Origin of the sequence: Saccharibacillus sacchari DSM 19268 (assembly GCF_000585395.1) — a bacterium.
Classification (GTDB): domain Bacteria; phylum Bacillota; class Bacilli; order Paenibacillales; family Paenibacillaceae; genus Saccharibacillus; species Saccharibacillus sacchari.
This window is the reverse complement of sequence record NZ_KK073875.1, coordinates 5,376,325-5,390,550: the sequence shown is the minus strand read 5'-3', so window position 1 is coordinate 5,390,550 and position 14,226 is coordinate 5,376,325. Positions and strand designations below refer to the sequence as shown.

Sequence of the window (14,226 nt, the reverse complement as noted above, 5' to 3'; positions counted from 1 at the left end):
TCCGTTACAACCGCCTCTCGAAAATTGGCGCGGGAGTTTCTTTATTTTGAACGGCTGCTGCACTCGCCCCGAACTTGATTAATCGGAACAACCATTCTTCACCTTGCTTGCCAAAGGTGCAGGAATGTTGCAATCGCGACATAGGCCGCCCCGCGATCCGCCCCTATAATAAAGAGGCAAGGTAGACGAAACAAGGGGGAAACAACATGAAAGCGATATCCCGCAAAAGATGGCTGCCGCTCTTGGCTGCTGGCGCTATGCTGGCTACGACACTCGCAGGATGTTCCGGCGGAGGCAAAACAGACGAAAGCGCGGCAAGTGCGACGCCAAGCGCTGAAAACGTATACAAAGAAAAATACGATCCGCCCGTGACGATCTCGACCGCTTGGGGCGTGGATCCGACACTGACTTTCAAAAACGGCGAAACGATCGAAAATAGCGTCGCAACCAAATGGGCTAAAGACCAATTCGGCATCGACATCAAGTCGCTCTGGTCGGTAACCGACACCAACGGCGCATTCGGCACCAAGCTGCGTCTCGCAATGTCGTCCGGGCAAGAAATGCCGGATATTCTGACGATCGGCACGGCCGACAACCAAATCGCGCAGGATCTGATCGACTCCGGCATGTACGAAGAAGTCGGACCGCTGTTCGACAAATACGCTTCCGACACTTGGAAAGCCGCGATCGACCAAGATCCTAACGTCTGGAACGCTTATATGAGAGACGGCAAAAAGATGGGCATCCCTGTCCTCGATTACGCCTACAACCACGACTATCTGCTCTGGATTCGCCAAGACTGGCTGGATAAGCTGAACCTGAAAGCTCCAACCACGATCGACGAGATGGAAAAAGTCATGGACGCGTTCAAAAACCAAAATCCGGACGGCCTTTCCCCGGATCAAGTCGTTCCTTTGAGCATCGGCTTCAAGACCTCGATGAACACCTGGATGGGCGATCCGTCCTGGATCTTCGGCGCTTACGGCACGCTGCCGCAGCAATGGAATGTCGACGCGGACGGCAAACTCGCCTACGGCTCGATCCAACCAGGGATGAAAGAAGGTCTGCAAAAGCTGAGCGATTGGCTGAAAAAAGGCTACATTCCGCAAGAAGCCGCGCTGTGGGACGAAAACAAAACCGCAGAACCGGCCGTTGCAGGCACGGCGGGCATCATTCCCGGACCTTACTGGATGAGCGGCTGGCCGTTGAAAGACACGGTGCAAAACTCGCCTGACGCCGTTTGGGCTCCGATCGAAATCCCGGCCGGACCGGACGGTAAAGCAATGAGACACGGCACGCAGTTCACCAACGGCGTGACGCTGATCAAAAAAGGCATGGAACACCCTGAAGCGTTCTTCACTTACCAAAACTATCTGTTCGACAACTACGCCAACCCGGAACCGGGCAGCCAGTACGACAACGGCCTGTTCGCAGGCTATGATTACCAGCTCGATGCCGACGGCAAACAGCTTCCGATCGAAGAGATCGACGGCGGTTACGTAAACGTGGTGCGTTACCTGCTCGTTCGCGACGGCGCCCGTATCCCGGATGCTCAGATGAAAGCTCTGCAAAGCCTGGCCGAAGGCAACGAACCGAAGACCAAGCTGGAAAAAGACGTAGCGGTCAACTACGGCAAAGAAACGCCGGCCGCGGCTCAGGTTCTGTTGAAGCAGGATGCTATCTCGTACAAAAACATGTTCTCCGGTCCGACGACCGAAACGATGAAGAGCAAAATGGACTATCTGAACAAAATGGAAAACCAAACGTTCAACGAAATCATCTACGGCAAAAAAACGGCTGATGCTTTCGACGAATTCGTAAGCACTTGGAAAGCGGGCGGCGGCGACCAGATCACGACGGAAGTCAACGCATGGTACGACCAGGTTAAAAAATAAGCTTCGATCCGCGATCGTTCGGCTCGCACGGTGTTGAACACTCGAGCCGAACGCAGCGCGGAATCGTCAACAAACACCAAAGCGTTCTGCGGCAGCCGCGGAAATCGAAGGCGGCAGGGGGAGACCTTCCCTGCGGCCTTTGCTTTCCCATGCCCTTTTTCAGTAATCGAAGGAGGAGAAGCGTTTGAAAACATTAAAAAAAACCTGGCCGTTCCACGTGATGCTGCTGCCGGCAATGATCTTCCTGATTATCTTCAGCTACATCCCGATGGGCGGCATCGTGATGGCGTTTCAGGATTACAAGCCGTGGCTGGGCATCAGCGGCTCCGAGTGGGTCGGGCTGGATAACTTCCGTTACCTGTTCGAGCGCGAGGACAGCGTTCAAGTTATCTGGAATACGCTGTTTATCGCCGTTCTGAAATTAGTCTTCAACCTGATCGTCCCGTTCGTGTTCGCCATTCTGCTGAACGAAATTCGCAAAACGGCTCTCCAACGCGGCATTCAGACGCTCGTTTATCTGCCTCACTTTCTGTCGTGGGTTATCCTCGGCGGCATTCTGATCGACTTGCTCGCAACCGGCGGTCTGGTCAACCGGGTGCTGGGAGTCTTCGGGCTCGGACCGTATTTCTTCCTCGGCGATAACGACTGGTTCCGCTTCACCGTCATCGTGTCGGACATCTGGAAAGAATTCGGCTACAGCACGATCATCTTCCTCGCCGCGCTGGCGGGCATCGACCCGTCGCAGTACGAAGCGGCCGAGATCGACGGCGCGACCCGCTTGAAGCAAACGCTGCACATTACCGTTCCTTCGCTGATCCCGATCCTGATGGTCGTCGGTACGCTCGCGCTCGGCAACGTGCTTAACGCTGGCTTCGACCAAATCTTCAACCTGTACAATCCGCTCGTGTACGAAAAAGGCGATATCATCGATACCTTCGTGTACCGCACCGCCATCCTCAACGGGGAAATGGGCTTCGGTACCGCTATCGGATTGTTCAAATCGGTCATTAGCATGGTCCTGATCCTGATCTCGTACCGTCTCGCCTACAAATGGGCCGGGTATCGCATTTTCTAATCCGGATGCCGCGCGATCGCGCGGTCGTCTTTCGGGGAAAGAGGGAACCGCATGTATCATAAAACGACAGGTTATCGCATATTCAACGTCTTCAATACGATTTTTCTGATCTTCCTTGCCGTACTCTGCATCATTCCGCTCGTGCACGTGCTGGCCGTATCGTTCAGTACCAAAGCCGCGGCCGATGCCAATCTGGTCGGACTTTGGCCGGTAGGATTTTCGCTCGAAGCGTATAAAAAGACTGCCGCCAATCCGCTGTTCCTGCACTCGTTATGGGTATCCGTCATGCGTACCGTCGTCGGCACGGCGATCACGCTGCTGATCACGTTCCTGGCTTCCTACGCATTGTCCAAGGAAAACAGCGTATTCAAAGGCCGCAACGTCTACTCTTGGATTTTCGTCTTCAGCATGATTTTCAACGGTGGCTTGGTTCCGTTCTACATCGTGATTCAAAAGCTCGGCCTGATCAACTCGTTCTGGGTATTGGTCCTGCCAGGCGCGGTTAACACCTTCTTGGTCATCCTGATGCTGAACTTCTTCCGCGGCATTCCGAAAGAGCTGGAAGAAGCCGCGCTGATCGACGGAGCCGGACATTTTCGGACGCTGTTCAGCATCTTCCTGCCGATCTCGCTCCCTTCGATCGCCACCGTTGCGCTGTTCAGCATGGTGTTCCACTGGAACTCCTGGTTCGATGGTTTGCTGTACCTGAACAACGCCAAAGACTTCCCGCTGGCAACGTTCCTGCAAACGGTCATCATTCAGCAGGACATGAGCTCCATGAGCGTGAATCCGAAAGAGATGGAACTTATCTCGCAAACCACGGTCAAAGCCGCCCAGATCTTTATCGGCAGCGCTCCGATCCTGATCGTGTACCCGTTCCTGCAAAAATATTTCGTCAAAGGTATGACGGTGGGCTCGGTGAAAGGCTGACCGAACGTCGCTCGGGATTCCGCGCTTGCCTTCGCAAAAGGAGGGCGCGGGGTTCGTGCGTACGGGGGCGCTGCGGGGTGAAGAGTCTTCGGTCGCTGTCTCACTGGCGTTCAAAGGCGACCTCAGACCCTTCACCCCTCCGCTGGTACGCACGTGCGCGCTGCTTTTGCGAAGGGCGCGCTGGAAAACGGAGGACTCATTCAGCCTTGCCCCTCGCCTCTAAGGGAGGGGCAGGGCTGTTATTCGCCAGAGACAGACGAACAACAGCTGGTTTTGAAGGGAAGCTCGAAGGTGAAGTAGGAATGATGTTAGCAGATATTGAGTGATATTAAAGGATATTATTAGAAATGAAGCGAAGGTTTAGACTGGGATGATCTTTAACCGATTCGTTATATTCTTGCATGACTAATCTTTGTAAGTATTCTTTAGTACTTGATCTTCATACTTGATCTTCGTACTGGATTTTTTCTTTTGATCTTTGCTTTTGACCTTTTACCCCCACCCCGGCGGTTGCCCAAGCGGAGGACAAAGGGAGGCGAAGAAGCGCCAGCGCTCGCCTTTGAAAATGGATTCCCTACCCCCAGCAATGTTTTACACAATCAGAGGGAATCGGTTTTCAACAGCGATCGAAGCCCCCTTTGTCCGTAGCGCCACCCAACCGCCAATCCCCAATCCCCCCACCATTTTTAAGGAGAGTGACAACATTGACGTATGTTTACCCGCCCGTGAGCGAAAAGGTGCCTCATATGCTGCATGGAGCCGACTATAATCCGGAGCAGTGGCTCCGTTACCCGGAAGTGTTGGAAGAAGATATCCGTTTGATGAAACTGGCGAAGTGTAATGTGATGTCCGTCGGGATTTTCTCGTGGGCCATGCTCGAACCCGAAGAAGGCGTGTTCACGTTCGAATGGATGGACCAGGTGCTGGATCGTTTTGCGGCAAACGGCATTTATGCGCTGCTCGCCACGCCGAGCGCGGCGCGTCCGGCTTGGTTGGCGCAGAAGTACCCGGAGGTGCTGCGCACCGAGCAGAACCGCGTCCGCAATCTGTTCGGATTCCGGCATAACCATTGTCCGACGTCGCCGGCGTACCGCGAGAAGACGGGAATCATCAACCGCAAGTTGGCCGAGCGCTATTCGGATCATCCGGCCGTTATCGGGTGGCATATCTCCAACGAATTCGGCGGCGACTGCCATTGCGAATTGTGTCAAGCGGAGTTCCGCAAATTCGTGCAAAACAAGTACGGTACGCTGGACGAACTGAACCATGCGTGGTGGACGACGTTCTGGAGCCATACGGTGACGGATTGGTCGCAAGTGGAGTCTCCGGCGCCGCACGGCGAGACGCAGGTGCACGCCATGAACCTGGATTGGCGCCGGTTCATTACGCAGCGCACGGTCGATTTTATCAATCACGAGACGGCGCCGCTGCGCGAGATCAATCCCGATCTTCCGGTAACGACCAACTTCATGGAGTTTTATGAGGGATTGGATTACTGGAAGTTCGCCGATGCGCTTGATTTCGTTTCATGGGACAGCTACCCGACCTGGCATGACGCCGACGAAGATTCCAATCAAGCGGCGAAGATCGCCATGATGCACGACATCGTGCGTTCGATCAAAGGGGGCCGTCCGTTCTTGCTGATGGAGAGCACGCCGAGCTTGACCAACTGGCAGGACGTGAGCAAGCTCAAGCGTCCGGGCATGCACCTGCTGTCTTCTCTGCAAGCCGTGGCGCATGGTTCGGATAGCGTGCAATATTTCCAATGGCGCAAAAGCCGAGGTTCGAGCGAAAAGCTGCATGGCGCGGTAGTCGATCATGTGGGTCATGAGCATACCCGCGTGTTCTCGGACGTTACGGACGTAGGTCGGGCGCTCGAAGGCATGGACCGGATCGTCGGGACGTCCGTGCCTGCGGAAGCCGCCGTGATCTTCGATTGGGAAAACCGCTGGGCGGTCAACGACTCGCAAGGACCTCGCAACAAGGGCGTCAAGTATGAGGAGACCGCGCAAAAGCATCACGAAGCGCTGTGGAAGCTCGGCGTGCCGACGGACGTAATCAGTATGGATGTCGATTTTTCCAAGTATAAGTTGATCGTGGCTCCGATGTTGTACATGGTACGCGAAGGCGTCGGAGAAAGGCTGGAAAAGTTCGTCGAAAACGGCGGTACTTTGGTGGTCACGTATTGGTCGGGCATCGTGAACGAGACCGATCTGTGCTTCTTGGGCGGATTCCCCGGACCGTTGCGCAAAGTGCTGGGCATCTGGTCCGAAGAGCTGGAAGGACTGCATGACCGGGATCGGAACGCTTTGCGTTTGAACGGCGCCGGATCATTGGGGCTGTCGGGCGAATACGAAATTTCCGAAATCTGCGATCTGATCCATCTGGAAGGCGCGGAAAGTCTGGGAGAATATGCTTCCGACTTCTATGCGGGACGTCCGGCGCTGACCGTGAATCGATTCGGCGAAGGCGAAGCTTATTATATCGCGGCTCGAACCGGAGGATCGTTCCATGATGATTTCTATGCCGGGGCGGTTCAAAAAGCAGGCGTCGCCCGCGCGCTCGATACGACCCTGCCGCAAGGAACTTCGGTTAGCTTGCGGACCAACGGCGAAAGCGACTTTGTATTCGTGCAAAACTATCGTCCCGAAGCGGTCACGTTCCCGTTGGATCAACGGGTCTACCGTGATTTGGAGACGGGCGAACAGGTCGGCGGCGAACTTCTGCTTGCGCCGTACGACGTGGTGGTGCTGGAGCGCCGCCGAGGCTAAGCCCGATAGGGAATAATCGCAAAGAGAAGGACGGATACGCTCGGAGTCGACGCGTATCCGTTTTTTTTGCAAGGATCGGCGCGAGTTGTATCGTTACCGACTCGGCTTTGGACGCGGTTCCCAAGTCTCTATTCTCGACTTGACAGCGCTGAAACAAGACGATACGAACCCTTTTTCCGTGTCGAAAGGATGAACTTTCGCGAAGGCCAGGGTCTGTCTCGAATCGCCGGGGTAATAGCATTGGAAGCAAGGCCAACCTGCTACAGAAAGGTGAGGATGTATTTGAAAGCAATCGTAATTGAGGAGTTTGGCGGACCTGACAAGCTGCATGAACAGAGCGTGCCTGAACCTAAGATCGATGCGAACCAGATCCTGATCAAGCTGTATGCCACATCGGTGAATCCGGTCGACACGAAAATTCGGGAAGGCGCGATGGGAGCGGCTGCCGGCGAGTTTCCGTTGATTCTCGGCGGAGATGTCGCGGGCATCGTCAAGGAGGTCGGCGATAACGTAAGTCGTTTCAAGCTGCGAGATCCGGTATTTGCCCGTCCGAGAGTATTTGGCACCTACGCGCAGTATGTAGCGGTAGATGCGGATGTTGTCGTGAAAAAGCCGGACAATCTGAGTTACGAAGAAGCAGCGGCGATTCCTTTGGCGGGTCTGACGGCGTGGCAGGCGCTGGTGGATCACGGAAAAGTGAAAGCAGGCGATAAAGTGCTCATCCACGCGGGGGCGGGAGGAGTCGGCACGATGGCGATCCAGATTGCCAAGCATCTAGGCGCGACAGTCGCATCGACGGCAAGCGCGGAGAACGAAGAATTGTTGAAATCGCTCGGCGTCGACCATTTTATCAACTATAAACAAGAAGACTTCTCCGAGGTACTCTCGGATTACGATATGGTACTCGATACGATGGGCGGCGATATTCAGCACAAAAGCTTCAAAGTGCTGAAGTCCGGCGGCCATCTGATCTCGATCTTGGAAAAACCGGATGAAAGCCTGGCCAAAGACCTCGGCATTCATACGGCGCACTTCATGATGGAGCCGAAAGGCGAACAGCTCGAAAAACTGGCCGAATTGATCAAAAAGGGCGAGCTGAAGCCGATCATCGATTCGACCTACTGGCTGAACGAGCAGGGCGTGCGCGACGCGCATGCCAAAAGCGAAAGCCACCATGCGAAGGGCAAGATCGTCATTCGCGAAAAATAACGGCGCGATATCAAAGGCTTGATGGCGTTCCGATCCGAAAATCACGGATTCCTTCCGCGGGGGCGGTTAAGGAATCCGTGATTTTGGTTATAATAACAGCAACGCGAACCGAGAAAGCGAGGCGAATGAAATAAGCTTTGTTCAATGGATAACGGCTGATCGTCCGATCCCCGAAGTCGAACCCACGGGTTACCGGCTTGCGACAGTACGCGAAATGATGGAACTCGGCATCCCTGCCGGGCATCTTCAGTGGGAAGAGATGAACCCCGACATGACCGTTATGTATGCCCCCGACCCTCATGCGATTAACGATTTTTCCTTGAAAAAATGCCGGATCTTCCCCAAAAGCCTGCAACCGCTCACCCGCCGTACGCATATCTACAGCCTCGAAACGGAATACGATTTTTCAGCCACGCTATGGACCTACATAGGCGCATTGAAACCAGGCACGAAAATAGAAATCTGGAACCTTTGGGACGGCTACGATTACCGAAGCCAACCGTTTCCCGCACGATCCCTTTCCCGTTCCGAGCTCAGTTTGTCCGACCTCGAATGGCCTTCCAACGAAAATGGATGCCTCCGCATCATTTGTTGACTTTTCAGTTTCCATGCGATCCTTTTTTCGGGCGAGACGGCGATTTGAACGAATGTCTCCGTCCGCCTTTTTCGTCTGTCAACGATTCGCTGCCCTGCCGCGCTAACCGCCAAATTCTTTATCTCTCGCCTTCTTTCTTTGACCGGTCGAAGTTTGGATGAAAGAATACGTCGTGCGGCAGCTTTTTCGGGTAATGATACAGATAGACAGCGGGAAAAGAAAGCAGAGGGAGTTTATCGAAAAGGAGTCGGATGAACCTATGGGAAACGAACGGGAGCAAAGCGAAGCGGTAACGACGGCGGATTTGGCCGAGCAATGGCATGAAGCGCTGCAAGAACTCTATACGGAATTCCGCAAACGCAGCCGGGCCGCGTTAAAGGACTATGACGAAGAAGATGTGCACCAAGCACGGGTTAGCGCGCGCAAGCTGCTCACGCTGTTACAAGTTCTTGATCCCGACGGAGAGACCGGTTTATATCCGTTGATCAAAAAAGCGCAAAAACGCTTCGGCCGCGTGCGCGACGCGGACGTGCTCATCGGCGAGTTCAAAAAACTGCGCAAAGAAGCCGAATCGGAAGACCGCGACGACGAAGCCAAGCTGTTCAAGCGAATGGCGAAGTTGGAAAAAGACGAACGCAAAGATCAACGCAAGAAACTGAGTCGCAAACTGCCCAAGATCGTCAACAGCAAACTCGACAAAAAGTGGAAGACGTTCTTAAAAGAAGACCTGCCCGAGCTGGCCGCTCAAGCCGACGTCCGCCGCAGCGTGCGCGAATTGAAAGACGACTACCGCAAACGCCGCCACTTTTACCAAGTCACGGCTGATCGCGAAGGCTTGTACAGCGAACAAGCGCTTGAATCCCTCCATCAAGTGCGCATCGCCGCCAAACGCAGCCGCTACACCTCCGAAGCCGCTGCTTTCGCATTGGACGCCAAACACGCCGAAGACGCGGAACGTTTCAAACAAGTCCAAAAACAACTCGGCGAAGTTAACGACCGCCACTTCCACATCCAAATCGCCGAAGACTACGGTCCCGAAGCCTTGAATGTCGATCAAGAACACTGGACCCTTTTCCTCAAACGCCTGGACGATCAATTGAAAGCGTCGCTGGAATCCGTAGGCGAACTATAAGCCGAACGGAAGGAATACGCTTGAACTGAAAAAGGCTCCCCGAAGGAGCCTTTTTGTGTTGCCCTTTCTTCCCCAAAAAACCAGAGCGAGCGAATGGGCGAATTTCTCCCGCAGCCCTCCTAAGCGAGCTCTCCCCGGAGGAACTCGATTGCGTCATACAGCATCACCGCGGCTTCAGCTCGCGTGATCTCGGCCTTCGGATGGAATTCGCCTTTCGCGTCCAGCTTCACGATCCCGCGAACGAGCGCCCGTTGAATCGAACCTTGGTACTCGACGGTCAGGTCGTCTTCGTCGGCAATATCCTTCGGCTTGATATTGATCATAGGCAGATTGCCGGCTTTCTCTAACGCCTGCATCAGATAATGCGTATAGGCTTCTTTGGTCATGGAGGCCGACGGATCGATCGATTCCGGAAGCTCCACGCCGTTAAAGTGAGCATTGACGAAAGCGTCGGCATACCAGGCATCCTCTTTTGCAGCAGGGAACAGATCATGCGCCGTAGGGACTTTACCGGCTTCGAACGTAATCGCGGCAAGACTCAGTTGAAGACCTCCCGCGATGAGTTGAACTCCCTGCGCGTTAGTCAATGCGGCTTGCGGATTGAACGACGTGGTACTCACTCCTTTAACCAGTCCGTCATTTTGGAGCGCTTCGATCTTCTCCTGCCCGGTTACGCCGTTCAGGTCGCCGAATCCGGTACCTGCCGCGAAGAGTTGACCGCCGAGCGACAGGGACAAGACGGAAGCGGCTAATACGGAAGAGATTGTTTTTTTATTCATTTCGATGACCTCCTTGGGATAACGGAACGTGGCACACGGGACAGGCTGCGAATATTCCGCTTCGATTGTGTTTCTTACTGCTCCAGACGTCATGATGTCGGAAAAGGTTGCAGTCGCTGCGCGCCGGGCAAATGCCGGAACAAAAAGCCGCTTTCCCGAAAGATTTCTCGGGAAAGCGGCTCAATGAAGCCGAAGATCCGGCTCGTATTGCCTCGATCTTTATTTCAGCATCTTTTTGATCAGCGCCATCTGTTCTTCGCCGTAAGGCGGGAAGATCAGCGTCGTTCCGCTTTCCGCGGAGGCGCGTTTGAGGATGCTCTTTTGATGGGAGAACGTGCGCAGGCTGTGAACGCCGTGATACGAACCGGTGCCGGAAGGACCTGTACCGCCGAACGGCAGGTTCGTGTTCGAGACATGCAGCAGCGTGTCGTTGATGCAGCCGCCGCCGAACGGAATTTTTTCCAACACGCGGTCCTGCACCTGCTCGTCGGTCGTGAACAGATAGAGCGACAGCGGACGCGGGTGCTTGTTGACCAGTCGGATCGCTTCTTCGATGTCTTCGTAAGTCAGGACAGGAAGGATCGGTCCGAACAGCTCTTCCTGCATGCTTGCCGCGTCCCACGAATCGATGTCCAGCAGCGTCGGTTCGATGAACTTGTTCCCGCGATCGCGGCTTCCGCCGAACACGATGCTGTCTTTGTCTTTTTCGAGAATCTCGTTCAGGCGGTCGAAGTGGCGCTCGTTGACGATTCGGCCGAAGTCCGGGCTGTTTTGAATATCTTCGCCGAGGAATTCGCGAATCGCGTTTTTCAGGGCGATCAGCAGCTGGATTTTTTTGCTTTCGTGCACCAGCACGTAATCCGGCGCGATGCAGGTCTGCCCGGCGTTGACCAGCTTGCCCCAGACGATGCGCTTGGCCGCCATGCGGATATCCGCTTGTTTATCGACGATCGCCGGGCTTTTGCCGCCCAGTTCCAGCGTGTACGGGATCAACTGCTTGGCCGCCGCCTCGCCGACGATGCGTCCGACTTCGGTGCTGCCCGTGAAGAAGATGTAATCGAACGGCGAGTTGATCAGCGCGGTTACCGTGTCTTTGCCGCCGTCCAGCACGCGCACGTAATGTTCTTCGAATACGTCGCCGATCAGCTGCTTCACGACGCGGGAGACGTTAGGCGTGCTGTCGGACATTTTGATGACCGCGCAGTTGCCTGTCGCGATCGCGCCGACCAGCGGTTCGAGCACGAGCTGGAACGGATAGTTGAACGGTCCGACGATCAACACCGTGCCGTGCGGCTCGTTGATTACGAAGCTGCTGGCTCCTGCCAGCGCGAGCGGAGTCGCGACGCGCTGCGGTTTGGACCAGCGGTACAATTCTTTCGAAATTTCGGAAATGCTGTTCAGCACAAATCCGATTTCGGTCGAGTAAGCTTCGAAAGCGGGTTTGCCCAGATCGGCTTGCAGCGCTTCGAGCAAGGCCGGCTCGTAACGTTGGATTGCCGCCTTCAGTTTGTCGAGGCGACGGATGCGGAATTTATAACTGCGCGTGCGGTCGGTATCGTAAAAAGCGCGGTGCTCCTCGAGCATCTGCGCGACTTCCTCGGCGCTCCATTCTTTTTCAAACGTGTCCTTTGCGATCATACGTATTGACCTCCTTGGAAAATGGAATGCAAACATTCGACCAACTTTTTTCATCGAACATGCCATAATTCACCATTAAACATTCTAATAAAAAATATAGAGCCTAGGCAGGTGTAAAGTCAAACTTGCCCTTCTCTAATGCGGTCCAAAGCCGGATACGGTTCTGTCTCAACGCGATATGCGAAAAGATCGGCTGCAGCGAACAGACTATCGGTAAAGAACCTCAGTAACTCTATTACCCAAAATGAGCGTGCCCGCGAACAGAAATCCGAGAAACGGTACGTTTTATCCCATTTTGCATGCTTACGCTTTTGACTACGCTTTCATTTTTTGTTACGGTAAAGGAACGATGATGGATTGTGACCGCATGATGGGCAAAACCTGATCGGGTCGGCAGAACGAGAAACTTCTCTTCTGCGGGCACCGTTTGGGTTTTTTTGCGCGTCCAACCATCGATGATTCATACTTAAACGGAGGGATGAACATGAAAAAGAGAACAGGCTTAACCTGGATGGCTGCGTTGGTATTAGGTGTTGCGCCATTGGGAGGAAACGTGCCGGCAGCGGATGCCGCAGAAACGAATCCCGCAACGAAGTCGCTTCAAATTACCGCGCATACATATATCGGCGATGCGGGACGCATGGCTGAATCGTTCGAATTGGTTTTACCGACAAACGCTTCGTATGCAGGTCTTCAAGCATCCGACTTCGACATTACGGGCAACTATGACGGCTACCCGCTGAATGCGGCAGGCGAGATCGTGCAGGAAGCATACGAAGACGACGGCATCCAACTGACGCGAGAAGGCAACGTGCTGTCGATGACGGTCAAACCTTTTAAATATCCGGGCGGCTATGTATCGGAGTTCGCTGTCGTCAATAAGCGTTATCCGGAGCTATCGTTCGACGCGGAGCAGGTGTCCAAGGTCGAGACGCGCACGGTGGATGATTTCGAGGCGGGCAAAATTACGGGAGCGAACGGCGAAAGCCTGACCTACCAAATGAAGCTGTCCGAAAGCACGGAGCCGCAGCCGCTGGTGGTCTGGTTGCATGGCGGCGGCGAAGTCGGAAGCGATAATTTCAAGCAGTTGACGGAGAATCGCGGAGCGACGGTCTGGACGGAATCGGGCTATGATACGTCGGTGCTGGCTGTGCAATTTCCGGAAAACTACGGCTGGAAAATCTACGATAATACGGAAGAACTGACGCGGATGCAGGACTTTTTCGAAGTACAGATGGAATTGATCGATCGCCTTGTGTCCGAAGGAAAAGTCGATCCGCAGCGGATTTACGTGGTGGGTCCATCGAGCGGCGGGGGAGGGACGTTCCGTTTCCTGATGCAGTATCCGAATACGTTCGCCGGAGCGATCGCGATTGCGGCGAAGGATACGATTGCGGATTACGAAGGTTCAGTAGATGCGTTTAAGCAGGAGCTGAAGGATATTACGGAGACGCCGGTGTGGATCGTGCATGCCGAAAATGATCCGACGACGGACAGCCGCACGAGCACGCTCGCTTATCAGGCGTTGGCGGAAATGGGGGCGTCGCAGACGAAGCTGACGATCTATGATGACGACTTCATGGACGAAGGACGTTTTTACGGCGGAATGAAGCATTGGTCGTGGGTTCCGGTGTTTAACGACAAGGAGATGCTGGATTGGCTGTTTGCTCAGAAAAATGAACAGTTCGTGCGTCCCGTGACCCTTGAAAAAAACGCATCCGTAACGCGCGAAGAATTGGCTAGAGTGCTGGCGCAGCGTCTTAATCTGGAAGAAGTCCGGGGAACGTCGATCTACGCGGATACGGCTGACTCTCCCTATGATTTGGCGATCCGTCAGGCTTCTACGGCGGGCGTGATGCAAGGCGTTGGCGGTGACCGTTTTGCGCCTGATCTGGCTGTAACAAGAGCGCAATTGGCGGTGCTGGCTGATCGGGTATTAGGCAGTAAAAATGAAGCGGACGCGGCTACGGCTTCTGCATATACCGATGTGCCGACTTCGTACTGGGCGGCTAAAGCGATCGCGCGCGTAACGTCCGGAGAAATCATGCAAGGGACAAGCACAAACGCTTTCGAGCCGAATCGTCTGGTGACCGGAGCGGAAGTTGAGGCGGTGTTGGAGAAATTGGCGGCTGCCAAGCAATAAAATAAAAAACGTTCAGCAGCGAAAAAAAGCCCCGGTATCCGTTTAGGCGGAAGCCGGGG

At 54.4% G+C, this 14,226-nt stretch carries 10 protein-coding genes; 8 read left to right on the top strand and 2 right to left on the bottom strand.

The window, feature by feature from the left end:
* Nucleotides 1-206: 206 nt before the first annotated feature.
* The 7 genes from SACSAC_RS23355 (at nucleotide 207) to SACSAC_RS23325 (ending at nucleotide 9,607) form a co-directional block, all read left to right on the top strand.
* Nucleotides 207-1,895, top strand: coding sequence for a type 2 periplasmic-binding domain-containing protein (locus tag SACSAC_RS23355; protein WP_037290828.1), 1,689 nt, complete (start codon nucleotides 207-209; stop codon nucleotides 1,893-1,895).
* Between the two features lie 184 nt (nucleotides 1,896-2,079).
* The gene (locus SACSAC_RS23350) at nucleotides 2,080-2,970 is read left to right on the top strand and encodes an ABC transporter permease (RefSeq protein ID WP_037290827.1); all 891 of its coding nucleotides are present in this window, start codon (nucleotides 2,080-2,082) and stop codon (nucleotides 2,968-2,970) included.
* A 51-nt stretch (nucleotides 2,971-3,021) separates the two neighbouring features.
* Nucleotides 3,022-3,900: a carbohydrate ABC transporter permease gene (locus SACSAC_RS23345; protein ID WP_037290825.1), complete on the top strand. Its 879-nt coding sequence runs from the start codon at nucleotides 3,022-3,024 to the stop codon at nucleotides 3,898-3,900.
* A 704-nt stretch (nucleotides 3,901-4,604) separates the two neighbouring features.
* Nucleotides 4,605-6,671 (top strand): beta-galactosidase, encoded by a 2,067-nt coding sequence (locus tag SACSAC_RS23340; RefSeq protein WP_037290824.1) that lies wholly within the window; start codon nucleotides 4,605-4,607, stop codon nucleotides 6,669-6,671.
* Nucleotides 6,672-6,953: 282 nt separating this feature from the next.
* Nucleotides 6,954-7,880 carry an NADP-dependent oxidoreductase gene (locus SACSAC_RS23335; RefSeq protein ID WP_037293627.1) on the top strand — a complete coding sequence of 309 codons (927 nt, stop codon included), beginning with the start codon at nucleotides 6,954-6,956 and terminating at the stop codon, nucleotides 7,878-7,880.
* Nucleotides 7,881-8,094: 214 nt separating this feature from the next.
* Nucleotides 8,095-8,475 carry a hypothetical protein gene (locus SACSAC_RS28115; RefSeq protein WP_156951077.1) on the top strand — a complete coding sequence of 127 codons (381 nt, stop codon included), beginning with the start codon at nucleotides 8,095-8,097 and terminating at the stop codon, nucleotides 8,473-8,475.
* 259 nt (nucleotides 8,476-8,734) lie between these two features.
* Nucleotides 8,735-9,607, top strand: coding sequence for a CHAD domain-containing protein (locus SACSAC_RS23325; protein WP_037290822.1), 873 nt, complete (start codon nucleotides 8,735-8,737; stop codon nucleotides 9,605-9,607).
* Nucleotides 9,608-9,726: 119 nt separating this feature from the next.
* Here the strand turns inward: SACSAC_RS23325 and SACSAC_RS23320 are convergent, their stop codons facing one another.
* Complete coding sequence (locus SACSAC_RS23320) at nucleotides 9,727-10,392, bottom strand: S-layer homology domain-containing protein (RefSeq protein ID WP_037293626.1); 666 nt, start codon at nucleotides 10,390-10,392, stop codon at nucleotides 9,727-9,729.
* Between the two features lie 213 nt (nucleotides 10,393-10,605).
* Nucleotides 10,606-12,024: an aldehyde dehydrogenase gene (locus SACSAC_RS23315; protein ID WP_051507357.1), complete on the bottom strand. Its 1,419-nt coding sequence runs from the start codon at nucleotides 12,022-12,024 to the stop codon at nucleotides 10,606-10,608.
* Between the two features lie 484 nt (nucleotides 12,025-12,508).
* Between SACSAC_RS23315 and SACSAC_RS23310 the strand changes: the two genes are divergently transcribed.
* A complete protein-coding gene (locus SACSAC_RS23310) occupies nucleotides 12,509-14,167 on the top strand; it encodes an S-layer homology domain-containing protein (RefSeq protein ID WP_037290821.1) in 1,659 nt (552 codons plus the stop codon).
* Nucleotides 14,168-14,226 lie beyond the last annotated feature (59 nt).